The organism is Streptomyces sp. NPDC045021 (genome assembly GCF_056432645.1).
In genome coordinates this window covers 423899-436390 of the sequence record NZ_JBWKIQ010000003.1, presented here as the reverse complement: position 1 = coordinate 436390, position 12492 = coordinate 423899, and the positions used below count along the sequence as shown (strand labels likewise).

Sequence of the window (12492 nt, the reverse complement as noted above, 5' to 3'; positions counted from 1 at the left end):
GCGGGACACCCGCAGGCCGGTAACCGCTGCCGTCTGCCCTCCGGGGATCAGTACCCGGCGGTGAACCGGGCCCTGTGGTGGCGGGGCCGCTCCGCCTCGTCCAGCAGCGCCACCGCCAGGTCCTCCATGGATATCGCGGACTCCCCCTTGGCATCGACCAGCAGCTCATCGGTGCCCAGCCGGTACCGCCCGGTGCGCACTCCCGGCTCCAGCAGCGCGGACGGGCTCAGATAGGCCCAGTCCACCGCGGTCTCCGCACGGCAGGCGTCGAGCTGCTCGTTGCAGGCCAGCGCGATCGGCCGCCAGGAGGCGGGGAAGTCCGGTCCGTCGATGACCGTGTCGCCCCCGGTGCCGGGCACCGTCAGACTGCCCGCCCCGCCGACGACCAGCAGCCGAACGCCGGTCCCGGCGAGCCCGGCCAGCAACCCCCGGGTGGCCGTGACGAGTTCACCCTCACTGCCGGGGGCCGGACGCGTCGCACCGATCACCACATCCTGGCCGGCGCTCAGTGCGGCCACATCGCCGGCGTTCGCGGCGTTGCCCGCCCGGGCATCGGCAGCGGGGGGCAACTCGGGGAAGCGGGCCGGATCGCGGACGACGGCGGTGACCTGATGGCCCCGCGACAGCGCCTCCGCCACCACCCGGCGTCCCACGTTTCCCGCTGCTCCGAAGACGGTGATGCGCATCATGCTCAGCTCCTGGTCGATGAGTTGCTCGAAGGGTCGGACAGAGGGTTCGTGACCGCGCCGGGTTCCGGGGCGCCGCCTGCACCGGTGGTGGCGCTCCGCGACTGCGGGGGTATGCCTGGGCCGGGCCGGCTCGCCCCGGGCCGCGTCTGGGCCACGACGAGAGCGGCGAGGACGACGAGGCCGCCCAGGATCTGGGCCGCGGTGAGCTCCTGGTCCAGCACGAGCCAGCCGAGCGCGGTGGCGACCACGGGGCTGAGCAGGCCGAGGAAGGTCACGCTGGTGGGCGACAGGTCGCGGATGCCCCGGAACCACAAGGCGTAGGCGAAGGCCGCGCCGATGATCGAGAGATAGCCGTAGCCCGCCAGATTCGCGGTGCTCAGGCTCGCGGGCGGCGGCCCTTCGACGAGCAGGGCGACCGGGAGCAGCAGCAGACCGCCGGCGACAAGCTGCCAGCCAGTGGTGGCGAGCAGCGGCGCGGGCGACGCCCACCGCTTGCTGAGGACGACGCCGGTGGCCATCACGACCGCGCCGCCGAGGGCGGCCGCGACACCGACGGCGTCGAGTCGGGCGTCGGCCCGCAGGACGAGCAGGCTGACGCCGGCCACCCCGGCGATGCCGGCCAGCACGGTGCGCGGGGACAGCCGCTCGCCGAGCAGGCCGGAGGACAGGCCCGCGACCAGCAGTGGCTGAAGCGCGCCGAGGGTCGCGGCGACCCCGCCCGGCAGCCGGTAGGCGGCGATGAACAGCAGCGCGAGGAACGCCCCGATGTTGAGGGAGCCGAGCACGAGGGCCCGCCACCACCACGACCCCTTCGGCAGCCGCCGGGTGAGGGCGACGAGCACGAGGCCCGCGGGAAGCGCGCGCAGCAGCGCGGCCAGCAGCGGCCGGTCGGGCGGCAGCAGCTCGGTGGTGACGAGGTAGGTGGTGCCCCAGATCGCGGGCGCCAGCGCGGTCACGACGATGATCCGGACTCGGTTACTTAGCACTAAGACAATGTATCTCATCGCTAAGACATTGGTACAGTGCTCAGGTGGCAGACCATGTGGACCGTGTACTGGAGCAGTGGGGAACGCAGCGCCCCGACCTCGACGTCTCACCGATGGCGGTGATCGGCCGGCTGAAACGACTCTCGCGGGTGATCGACGCCGAACTCCGCCGGACGTTCGCCGCGCACGGGCTCGACGCCGCGTCGTTCGACGTCCTCGCCACGCTGCGCCGCAGCGGGCCCGAGAACCGGCTGACACCGGCCGAGTTGATGCTGGCGGCCATGGTCACCTCGGGCGCCGTCACCCAGCGACTGGACCGCCTCCAGGACCGCGGCCTGGTGACGCGGACCCCCAGCGCTTCGGACCGCCGCGTCGTGCACGTCGCCCTCACCCGTGACGGCCGCGCGCTCGTCGACCAGGTGCTGCCCGATCACCTCGCCACCGAGAACCGGCTGCTCGCCGCCCTGACCGAACCCGAGCGGGCGGCCCTCGCCAACGCCCTGCGGCATCTCTCCGAGTCCCTCGGCGACACCATCGACTGATCCGCGCCCTGACCTGCGCCTGATCTGCGACCGACCCGCACCGGGCTGACCTGCGGAAACGCAAAGATCCCGCCCGATCGGAACGATCGGACGGGATCTTTATTGTGGAGCTACGGAGAATTGAACTCCGGACCTCTTGCATGCCATGCAAGCGCTCTACCAACTGAGCTACAGCCCCGCCGTTTCCAGCGGCTCGCGCTGGGAACGAGAAGAAGCTTAACCGGTCTCCCGGGCAGATGCGAAATCCGCCCGGTGATCCACCGGGAAGTGGATCAGCTGTCGTCGCCGAGCACCGGTTCGGGCAGCGTGCCCGCGTTGTGCTCCAGCAGCCGCCAGCCGCGCGCACCCTCGCCCAGCACGGACCAGCAGCAGTTCGACAGACCGCCGAGGGCCTCCCAGTTGCCCGGTTCCAGACCCAGCAGCCGGCCGATCGTGGTGCGGATCGTGCCACCGTGGCTGACGACCACGAGAGTGCCACCGTCGGCCAGCTTGTCGGCCTCGCGCAGCACCACGGGAGCCGCCCGGTCGGCGACCTCGGTCTCCAGCTCGCCGCCGCCGCGCCGTACGGGCTCGCCGCGCTTCCAGGCGGCGTACTGCTCGCCGTGCAGAGCGACGATCTCCGTGTGGGTCAGACCCTGCCAGTCCCCCGCGTACGTCTCGCGCAGCCCCTCGTAGTGGGTCACGCCGAGGCCGGTCACGGCGGTCAGCTCGGCTGCCGTCGCGGAAGCGCGCTGCAGGTCGGACGCGATGATCGCGGCCGGTTCCAGAGCGCCGAGCAACCTGGCCGCGCGCCGGGCCTGGGCGATACCGTCCGCGGTCAGCGGGATGTCGGTACTGCCCTGGAAGCGCTGCTCCAGGTTCCACTCGGTCTGGCCGTGCCGCCAAAGAACGATCCGGCGGCCGCGGCCCGTCGTGTGCCCGTTCAGCTCAGGTCTCCGTCCGCTTCGGCCGCGTACAGCTTCGCGTGCTCCTCGCCCTTGCCACGGGTGGCGACGGCGTCGGCGGGCAGCTCGATCTCGGGGCAGTCCTTCCACAGCCGCTCGAGGGCGTAGAAGACACGCTCCTCGGAGTGCTGCACGTGGACCACGATGTCGATGTAGTCGAGCAGCACCCAGCGGCCGTCGCGCTCGCCCTCGCGGCGCACCGGCTTGGTGCCCAGCTCCTTGAGGAGCGCCTCTTCGATACCGTCGACGATGCCCTTGACCTGCCGGTCGTTCGGGGCGGAGGCCACCAGGAACGCGTCGGTGATGGAGAGGACGTCGCTGACGTCATAGGCGATGATGTCGTGCGCGAGCTTGTCGGCGGCGGCCTGTGCGGCGGCCTTGATGAGCTCGATGGAGTGGTCAGTGGCGGTCACAGGTGAGGCTTTCGGGTCGAGGGCGTGTCTCTCCAGGGTCTCACGCCCCACGGACAGCCCCCGACCCGTTATTCATCAGGGCTGGTCAGGCCCCCTGAGCGGATTCCCGGCCGGTCGCCGGCCGCCGCTCAGGGGTGGTGTCAGCCCTTGTAGTCCTTGCCGAGGACGACCGCGATGTCCGCATTGGCCGCGACCGTGCCCTTCTTCACCGCGCCCGCCGGCAGCCCCAGCGTCTTGGCCACGTCGGCCGCCGCCGCCTTGCGGGCGTCGTCGGCGTACAGCACCTCGGAGAGCGGCTGCGCCGTCGGGGCTGTACCTCCCGCCACGTAGGTGTACGAGCCGCCGTTCAGGATCGCGGCCTGGGCCAGGCCCGCCGCCTTCTTGTCGCCGGAGGCGTCCTTGATCATCACCCGGGCCTGCGCCGAGGCTCCGGCGTTCTTGACGGTGCCGCCCAGCACGTCCTTCACGACACTCTCGGTCGCCTGCGCGCTCAGCGTTCCGTTCGGCTGCACCGGCAGCAGCGCGGTGCTGTAGGCGCCCGTCTTGGCCTGCTCGGCGAGCTGCGCCAGGGAGGCGCCGAGCGCGTTGGTGGGCAGTGAGGGGTCGGGGATCGAGTTCAGCGCGTCGACGGTCTTCGTGGCGGAAGCCGCGTCACTGGGCATCTTCTCCAGGACTGCCCGCATCACCTGGCCGAAGCGCAGGAGCTGCTTGGCCTGCGCCTCGCCGGGGCCGCGGTGGGTGGCGTACGCGACGGCCCCCTGGCCGTTGAGCGCCTGCGACTTGCCCTGGTTGACCAGGACCTTGCCCTGCGCCCCGTCCACCCCGGTGTCGGTGTCCACGGTGATGCCGCCGAGGGACTCGACGAGGATCTCCAGATAGGGGGTGTCCAGCCGCCAGCTGCCCTTGATGTCGGAACCGAGCAGCGTGTTCAGCCCCTGCCGGGTCGGCTCCTGGCCCTGGTTGATCTGCTTGCCGAGGGTGGTCGCGCCGCCGTCGTCGGTGCTGAGGGAGAGCGTGTTCGGCAGCAGCACCGTGGTGCCCTTGCCGGTGGTCTGGTTGCTGACCAGCAGCGCCGTGGAGGAGTCCGAGCCGTCGACCGGCCGCAGGTTCACCACGATCACATCCCGCTTCTGGCCGCCCGCGCCGGCCGCCGCCGTGGTCTTGCCGGGCGCGTCGAGGCCGGGGATCCGGCCGGTCTTCCACAGGTAGCCGGTGCCGCCGACCAGGGCCACCACCACGAGCAGCACCAGTGCGATCTTGCGCTTGCGACCGCGCCGCTTGCGCTCGTCACGGCGCTCGGTGCGGGACTCCGAGAACTTCAGCCAGTCGATGACCTCTTCGGACTCCTCGTCGTCCTCGTCGACGAAGGCGAACTGCTCGGTGCGGTAGTCCTGCCCGGCCTGCTGCTGCGGCGGTACGACGTCGGGCCCGGAGGACTGCGCGGGCACCGGGGGCGCGGCCGGGGCGGGGGCGGGGTCCGCGTAGTACGGCTGCGCGGGCGGTGCGCCGTACTGCGGCTGCTGTGGGTACTGCGGCGCCTCCTGGTACGGCGGCTGCTGCAACGGCTGCGGCTGCGCGTACTGGGGGTCCGGATACGGCTGCTGCTGCGGGATCCAGCCCTGCTGCTGGCCGGCGTACGTCTGCGCCGGGTCCGCGTAGTACGGGTCGGCGTACCCCGGCTGCTGCGGGGGCTGTTGCTGCGGCGGCTGCTGTGGCCGGGGCTGCTGCTCCGGCTGCTGTGCGTACGGGTCGTATCCGTACTGCTGCGCGTAGTAAGGGTCCTGGGGCGCGGGCGGGTCCTGCGGTGCGTACGGGTCCCGACCGTTCTCAGGACCTCCCTCGGCGTATTGCCAACGGGGGTTTGCGTCGTTCACGAGGACCCCTTCACTGCGATGCGTCCGCTACCCGGCGTCCCGGTAGAGCCTGCGTTTGTCGATGTAGCGAACCACTCCGTCCGGCACCAAGTACCAGACCGGATCCCCCTTGGCCACTCTCTGGCGGCAGTCCGTCGACGAGATCGCCAGCGCGGGAACCTCGACCAGCGAGACCCCGCCCTCCGGGAAGCCCGGATCCGCCAGGGTATGCCCAGGACGGGTCACTCCGATGAAATGAGCGAGGGAGAAGAGCTCCTCGGCGTTCCGCCAGGAGAAGATCTGGTTGAGCGCGTCCGCGCCGGTGATGAAGAAAAGGTCCGCGTCGCCGTGCTCGTCGTGCAGGTCCCGCAGGGTGTCGATGGTGTACGTCCGGCCGCCGCGGTCGATGTCGCTGCGGCTCACCGAGAACTGCGGGTTGGAGGCGGTGGCGATGACCGTCATCAGATAGCGGTCCTCGGCCGGTGAGACCGGTTTGTCGGCCTTCTGCCACGGCCGGCCGGTCGGCACGAAGACGACCTCGTCGAGCTGGAACAGGCTCGCCACCTCGCTGGCGGCGACCAGGTGACCGTGGTGGACGGGGTCGAACGTTCCGCCCATCACGCCGATCCGCTTCCTCACGCTCTCAGGCATCGCGGAGACTAGTCCCGGTTGAAGCGGGTCGTGATCCACAGCAGGAGGAGCAGCGCGAACAGCGCGCCGCCGCCGGTGAGATACGGGCTGAGGCTCTCGTGGTTCCCCCCACCCGACTCCTCGGCGAGGGTGGTCAGTGCGGCAGCTGCGTATGACGTCATGGTCGGCAGGACCTTTGCGGTTTCGAGGGCGGACGGGAAGACTCACGCACATCGTACGGGCGGGCCCTGTGGAACTTCGCGCAGGCTCCGCGCGTCCAGAGTATGTACCGGTTGGCTATCAGGGGGTTGGGTCACTATGTCCGTGCCGAACGATCCGAGCGACTCCACGGAGTCCAGCGGCGGTGCCGAGAAGGTACCCAGCCGCACGCGCAAGCGCTTCCCGGGGATCTCCTCGCGGGCGTACGAGCATCCCGCCGACCGGTCCGCGCTCGTCGCGCTCCGCAAGCTGACCGGTTTCGACACCGCCTTCAAGGCGCTCAGCGGACTGCTCCCCGAGCGCTCGCTGAGACTGCTGTTCCTCTCGGACTCCGTCCGGGTGAGCGACCAGCAGTTCGCACACCTGAACGTCATGCTGCTCGACGCCTGCTACATCCTGGACCTGGAGAAGGTCCCGTCGATGTACGTCACGCAGGACCCGCAGCCGAACGCCATGTGTATCGGTATGGACGCGCCGATCATCGTGGTCACCACCGGCCTGGTCGAGCTGCTCGACGAGGAGGAGATGCGGGCGGTCGTGGGCCATGAGGTGGGCCACGCGCTCTCCGGCCACTCGGTCTACCGCACGATCCTGCTGTTCCTGACGAACCTGGCCGTGCGGGTCGCGTGGATCCCCCTGGGCAACCTGGCGATCCTGGCGATCGTCACGGCGCTGCGCGAGTGGTTCCGCAAGTCCGAACTGTCGGCCGACCGGGCCGGGCTGCTGGTCGGGCAGGACCTGCAGGCGTCGATGCGCGGGCTGATGAAGATCGCCGGCGGCAACCACCTGCACGAGATGAACGTGGACGCGTTCCTGAAGCAGGCCGAGGAGTACGAGGCCGCGGGCGACCTGCGGGACTCCGTCCTGAAGATCCTGAACGTGCTGCCGCGCAGCCACCCCTTCACCACCGTGCGTGCCGTCGAGCTGAAGAAGTGGGCCGCCAGCCGCGACTACCAGCGGCTGATGGACGGGCACTACCCGCGCAGGACCGAGGACAAGGACACCTCGGTCTACGAATCCTTCAAGGAGTCGGCGAACCACTACGCGGACAACGTCAAGACCAGCAAGGACCCGCTGATGGGCCTGATCCGCGACATATCGACGGGTGCGGGCGACATCGGCGGCAAGCTGCGGAACAAGTTCACCGGTCCCGGTGGCACGCAGACCAGCACGCAGGAGCGGCCGGCGGACGGGACGCAGGACAGCCCCGGGGACCGTCCGGAGGACGGCCCGCGCGCGGAGTGACACCGGCCGACAGGTCGTAGCACCCCGGGCGCAGGCTAGGGCGCGACAGCGGACGTGGTGGAGGGCACCGCCGGGGAACCGGTGGCGCCGTCCGCCAGCCCCGCACAGACCGAGGCGGCCGGACGGTCGCGGTCATAGGGGTCGGCCGCGGTCGGGCCCTGCGGCGACTGGCCGGCGAGCAGCGGCCGGAAGTAGTCGGCGGCTGCCGACGAGCAGGACAGCGGCCCGGCTGCGACATCGGCCTGCACGATCTCCATGTGGTGATCCCGCAGGTCGTCGCGGTCGAAGCGGAACCGCATCTCGCGCCGCACGGTGAACAGCGAGGTGGCGCCCTGCGCCGCTCCGGACCCGGTGACGCCCTGCACCGCGTACACGAAGGTGTGGTCGGCCACGACCTCCAGCCGGTCGTCACTGACCTGGGTCACGGTGATCGTGCCGTTCACCCGTACCTTCTGGTCGGCCAGCCGCACCTTGGCCGGGTCCAGCCGCACCAGCCAGCCGGTCGCCGCGTGCAGCCCGTCATCGGCCGGGGCGCTCAGGCTGCGGTCGAACTGGTCGACCTGGCCGGGATCGATCAGATCCCGGACGGCGCGCACACCGCCGCCCGTAACCGCTTCCGGGTCGAGCGCAGAGGCCACCAGGTACTCCTTGGTGGTGCTCAGCGCAGCCATGACCTGACTCTCGGTGAAGTCCCCGACACGGCGCGCGGTCGGCAGCGGGACCCCTTCGGCCCCGGCCCGGTAGTGCGCGGCCGGATCCTTCTCGTACAGCGACTTCGCGTTCACGGCCGGCACCGGGCCCGGCGGCACCAGCGGTATCAGCGTGATCCGCAGCGGCTCCACGGCGGCCGGTGCGGAACTGCTGTAAGGGTGGCGAATGCCCAGGTAGATCGCGGTGCCGAAGGCGATGGCGATGAGCACGACCAGAATCAGGGCCTGGCGCGGAGCACCGGCGACAGGCCACATATGGCGGACGCGTACCGCCCGCGAAGCCCCGTCGAGACGCTCGCGGGCCGAGTACTCCTGGATCCGGGCAGCTCGAACAAACGACTCGTCGAAGACGACGGATCGGTACTCGTCCTCACCACCTCCCGGGACTCCCTCAGGGGCGCCCTCAGGAGGGTCTCCAGGACCGGCCATACCACAAGGTTAAGTCTCCGGAGGCACATATAAACGCCGTGATACGCGACAACTTCTGACAGCAGATCAGTGCGGCGGATCAGGGCAGCGGGGTGGCCGCCACCGGCGGCAGGGTCTGACTGCCCACCCGGCCGCTCGACGGCGGCGCCGGTACGGCCGGCTGACGGCCGCCGCCGGCACCCCGATACACGGCCGCGAACGTCAGCGCCACCACGCCGATGCCCATCAGCACGGCCAGCAGCCAGGCCAGCGAGCGGTGCCAGCGGACGCTGCCGCCGCGGTACGGGCGGCCTTCGGCCATCCGGACGTGCTGCAGATACAGATCGTCCGATTCACCGGTGTCGTACCGGACGGGATCGGCCGGCACGGACCCGGCGCCGGGCACGCTCTCGGCCTCGGCACGGGCCCGCGCGGCGGCGAGCATCCGCTGTCGCGCGGTGGGCTCGTGCACGGGCGCGGACCGTACGAAGTCCTCGTCGAAGACCAGGGATGCGAACTCGTCATCATCCGGCATCCGACCAGGGTAGTCCGGGCAATGGCGCTTTGGGCAGGGAGCGGATGAAATACGCTGCCCACCCGCCCAGTTGGCCCTGTGCACCGACCGCTGGAGGTGCTACCGGATGTGACCGTCGCCGGTCACGATGTACTTGGTCGACGTCAGCTCCGGCAGGCCCATCGGGCCGCGGGCGTGCAGCTTCTGGGTGGAAATACCGATCTCCGCGCCGAAGCCGAACTGGCCACCGTCGGTGAACCGTGTCGAGGCGTTGACGACGACCGCGGCGGCGTCCACCAACTGGGTGAAGCGGCGCGCCGCGGGCTGCGAGGTGGTCACGATCGCCTCGGTGTGGCCGGACGACCAGAGCCGGATGTGGTGCACGGCCGCGTCCAGCGAGTCGACGACCCCCGCCGCGATGTCGTAGCTCAGGTACTCGGTCTCCCAGTCCTCCATGGTGGCCGGCACCACGGTGGCCTTGGAGCCGCACCGCCCGGCCAGCGCCAGCACCCGCTCGTCGCCGTGCACCGTCACCCCGGCCTCGGCCAGCGCCTCCAGCGCCAGCGGCAGGAACGCCTCGGCGATGTCCTGGTGCACCAGCAGGGTCTCGGCGGAGTTGCAGACGCTGGGACGCTGCGCCTTGGAGTTGACGAGCACCTCCACCGCCATCGCGAGATCGGCCTGCGCATCCACGTAGACGTGGCAGTTCCCGGTACCCGTCTCGATGACCGGCACCGTCGACTGTTCGACGACCGTCCTGATCAGCGACGCTCCGCCGCGCGGGATGAGGACGTCGACCATGCCGCGGGCCCGCATCAGCTCCCTGACGGAGTCCCGGCTCTCGCCCGGGACCAGTTGGACCGCGTCGGCCGGCAGCCCGGCGCCGCCGACCGCGTCACGCACCACCTTCACGAGTGCCTCGTTGGAGGCGTAGGCGGAGGACGAGCCGCGCAGCAGCACCGCGTTTCCGGACTTCAGGCACAGTGCGGCCGCGTCCACGGTCACGTTCGGCCGGGCCTCGTAGATGATGCCGACCACGCCCAGCGGCACCCGTACCTGGCGCAGGTCGAGCCCGTTGGGCAGCGTCGATCCGCGCACGACCTCGCCGACCGGGTCCGGCAGGCCGGCCACGTCGCGTACGTCGGCGGCGATGGCCGCCACCCGCTCGCGGGTCAGCGTCAGCCGGTCGATGACCGTCTCGCCGGTCCCCGCCGCCCGCGCCCGCGCCACGTCCCGCGCGTTCGCCTCGACGATCTCCTTCGTCCGCACCACCAGCGCGTCGGCGATGGCGTGCAGCGCGTCGTCCTTCACCGAGCGCGGCAGCGGCGCCAGATCGGCCGCGGCGGCCCTGGCCCGGTAGGCAGCCCGCAGCACGGCGGACTCGGGCAGGGGGGAGGGCAGGGACGGGGCGTCATGGCTGCTGCTGCTCATATCAGGCAGCCTACGGCGCGCGCCGGGGACGGCGGGACGGGATTCCGGCCGTTGAGACGCCGCCCCACCGGCCCGGCAAGGGTTAGGGCCGGGCAGGCCCTAGAACGGGTGGACACCCACCGGGACCGCCGGCGGGGGGCCGTACCCCTCGGAAATGCGATGGTGATAGGTCTCACGGTCGATCACTTCGAGGCCGACCGTCTCCCATGGGGGAAGGTTGGCCGTCGAGCGGTGCTCGCCCCACAGGCGCAGCGCGATGGCCGCGGCGTCATGGAGGTCACGGGCCTCCTCCCAGTACCTGATCTCGGCATGGTCATTGGCATATCGGCTGGTCAGCAGGAACGGGTGATCGTGTGCGAGCTGTTCCAACGCGCGTCTGACCTCCGGAAGCGGGGCCCCGGGCCCGGAGACGCTGAGCGTGACGTGCCAGAGCCGGGAGCTGCTGCGCGCTTCCGGCTGATGGTCCGCACTGGTATCCGCTCCGCTGTCGACGCTGACCAGTGCCCGTTCCGTCGTCCCCCGGGGGAACGAACCTGGGCGCCCTCGTCTCACCGGCGGCCTCCCTGTGGCGTTCTGCTTTGCGAGCGCCCGCCCGTCCCCGCGGCGGTATTGGCGACTCCTCCGCTTCAAAGTTGACCAGGGTGCGGGCGACCGCGGGGGCGTTTTCGACAAGAAGTCCCCGACTGGGTCTGCCGGGCCGGTCCCTCGGCGCACCAGGTCGTCAGTGCTGGTGCAGCACAACGAGGTCGTCGCGGTGCACGACCTCGCGCTCGTACGCGGGTCCGAGTTCGCGGGCGAGGTCGTGGGTCGAACGGCCGAGCAGCCGCGGCAGCTCGCGGGCGTCGAAGTTGACGAGGCCCCGGGCGACGGCCCGGCCGGACTCGTCGAGCAGGTCGACCGGGTCGCCGGCCACGAACTGCCCCTCGACGCCGGTCAGTCCGGCCGGCAGCAGCGAGGTACGGCGCTCCGTGACGGCCTTGACGGCGCCCGGGTCCAGGCGCAGCGCGCCGCGCGGGGTGGAGGCGTGCGCGAGCCACAGCAGCCGGTCGGCGGACCGCTTGCCGGTGCGGTGGAAGAGCGTGCCGGTGACCCGTCCGGCGAGGGCGTCGGCGGCGTGGCTGGCGGAGGTGAGGACGACGGGGATGCCGGCGGCGGCCGCGATCCGGGCCGCCTCGACCTTGGTGACCATGCCGCCGGTGCCGACCCCGGCCTTGCCGGCGCTGCCGATCGTGACGCCTTCGAGGTCGGCCGGTCCCGCGACCTCGTCGATGCGGGTGGCGCCCGGTGAGCGCGGGTCCCCGTCGTAGAGCCCGTCCACGTCGGACAGGAGCACCAGCAGGTCGGCGCGGACCAGGTGGGCGACGAGGGACGCCAGCCGGTCGTTGTCGCCGAAGCGGATCTCGTCGGTGGCGACGGTGTCGTTCTCGTTGACGACCGGCACCGCGCCCATGACGAGCAGTTGGTCCAGGGTCCGGTAGGCGTTGCGGTAGTGGGCGCGGCGGCTGATGTCGTCGGAGGTCAGCAGCACCTGGCCGACCCGGATCCCGTACCGGGCGAACGACGCGGTGTACCGCGCCACCAGCAGCCCCTGGCCGACGCTGGCGGCGGCCTGCTGGCGGGCCAGGTCGCGGGGGCGCTTGGCGAGGCCGAGCGGGGCGAGTCCGGCGGCGATGGCGCCGGAGGAGACCAGCACGATCTCCTTCGGGCCGTTGTCACGGGCCGTGGCCAGCACGTCCACGAGGGCGTCGACGCGGTCCGCGTCCAGTCCGCCGGAGGCCGTCGTCAGCGAGGACGACCCGACCTTGACCACGACCCTGCGGGCCTCCACCACGTCCTGCCGCGCCGCTGCCACGTACGTCCCCTGTGCTCGCCTGTTCCCGTCGGTCCACCTGCCCCGATCCGTGCAAT

The 12492-nt window shown here is 71.3% G+C and carries 14 protein-coding genes and 1 tRNA gene; 2 read left to right on the top strand and 13 right to left on the bottom strand.

Annotation, left to right across the window (positions count from 1 at the left end):
- Positions 1-47: 47 nt before the first annotated feature.
- Positions 48-689 (bottom strand): NAD(P)-dependent oxidoreductase, encoded by a 642-nt coding sequence (locus AC07DC_RS13210; protein WP_478914458.1) that lies wholly within the window; start codon positions 687-689, stop codon positions 48-50.
- 2 nt (positions 690-691) lie between these two features.
- Positions 692-1675, bottom strand: coding sequence for an EamA family transporter (locus tag AC07DC_RS13205; protein WP_478914457.1), 984 nt, complete (start codon positions 1673-1675; stop codon positions 692-694).
- 44 nt (positions 1676-1719) lie between these two features.
- On the opposite strand from AC07DC_RS13205, the gene AC07DC_RS13200 reads away from it, so the two are divergent.
- Positions 1720-2217, top strand: a complete 498-nt coding sequence (locus AC07DC_RS13200) for a MarR family winged helix-turn-helix transcriptional regulator (protein WP_478914456.1) — start codon at positions 1720-1722, stop codon at positions 2215-2217.
- Between the two features lie 105 nt (positions 2218-2322).
- Here AC07DC_RS13200 and AC07DC_RS13195 read toward each other — a convergent pair.
- From AC07DC_RS13195 to AC07DC_RS13170, 6 genes are all read right to left on the bottom strand, one after another.
- Positions 2323-2395: transfer RNA gene (locus tag AC07DC_RS13195), tRNA-Ala, on the bottom strand.
- Between the two features lie 94 nt (positions 2396-2489).
- Entirely contained in the window at positions 2490-3143 is a 654-nt protein-coding gene (locus AC07DC_RS13190; RefSeq protein ID WP_478914637.1) for a histidine phosphatase family protein, read from the bottom strand.
- Entirely contained in the window at positions 3140-3574 is a 435-nt protein-coding gene (rsfS, locus tag AC07DC_RS13185) for a ribosome silencing factor (RefSeq protein ID WP_138353142.1), read from the bottom strand. Before rsfS ends, AC07DC_RS13190 begins: the two co-directional genes overlap by 4 nt.
- 140 nt (positions 3575-3714) lie before the next feature.
- Positions 3715-5448: an LCP family protein gene (locus tag AC07DC_RS13180; RefSeq protein WP_478914455.1), complete on the bottom strand. Its 1734-nt coding sequence runs from the start codon at positions 5446-5448 to the stop codon at positions 3715-3717.
- 27 nt (positions 5449-5475) lie between these two features.
- Positions 5476-6078: a nicotinate-nucleotide adenylyltransferase gene (nadD, locus tag AC07DC_RS13175; protein ID WP_478914454.1), complete on the bottom strand. Its 603-nt coding sequence runs from the start codon at positions 6076-6078 to the stop codon at positions 5476-5478.
- An 8-nt stretch (positions 6079-6086) separates the two neighbouring features.
- Positions 6087-6239, bottom strand: a complete 153-nt coding sequence (locus AC07DC_RS13170; protein ID WP_187144878.1) for a hypothetical protein — start codon at positions 6237-6239, stop codon at positions 6087-6089.
- Positions 6240-6375: 136 nt separating this feature from the next.
- Here AC07DC_RS13170 and AC07DC_RS13165 point away from each other — a divergent pair, with 136 nt between their 5' ends.
- On the top strand, positions 6376-7521 hold the full coding sequence (locus AC07DC_RS13165; RefSeq protein WP_478914453.1) for a M48 family metallopeptidase: 1146 nt from the start codon (positions 6376-6378) through the stop codon (positions 7519-7521).
- Between the two features lie 35 nt (positions 7522-7556).
- Here AC07DC_RS13165 and AC07DC_RS13160 read toward each other — a convergent pair whose 3' ends face one another.
- The 5 genes from AC07DC_RS13160 to proB form a co-directional block, all read right to left on the bottom strand.
- On the bottom strand, positions 7557-8660 hold the full coding sequence (locus AC07DC_RS13160) for an SCO2583 family membrane protein (protein ID WP_478914452.1): 1104 nt from the start codon (positions 8658-8660) through the stop codon (positions 7557-7559).
- 79 nt (positions 8661-8739) lie between these two features.
- A complete protein-coding gene (locus tag AC07DC_RS13155; RefSeq protein WP_478914451.1) occupies positions 8740-9174 on the bottom strand; it encodes an SCO2583/SCO2584 N-terminal domain-containing protein in 435 nt (144 codons plus the stop codon).
- A 99-nt stretch (positions 9175-9273) separates the two neighbouring features.
- Positions 9274-10584, bottom strand: coding sequence for a glutamate-5-semialdehyde dehydrogenase (locus AC07DC_RS13150; protein ID WP_478914450.1), 1311 nt, complete (start codon positions 10582-10584; stop codon positions 9274-9276).
- A 99-nt stretch (positions 10585-10683) separates the two neighbouring features.
- Positions 10684-11136 carry a hypothetical protein gene (locus AC07DC_RS13145; protein WP_478914449.1) on the bottom strand — a complete coding sequence of 151 codons (453 nt, stop codon included), beginning with the start codon at positions 11134-11136 and terminating at the stop codon, positions 10684-10686.
- Positions 11137-11305: 169 nt separating this feature from the next.
- On the bottom strand, positions 11306-12436 hold the full coding sequence (gene proB, locus AC07DC_RS13140) for a glutamate 5-kinase (protein ID WP_478914448.1): 1131 nt from the start codon (positions 12434-12436) through the stop codon (positions 11306-11308).
- Between the last annotated feature and the right edge of the window lie 56 nt (positions 12437-12492).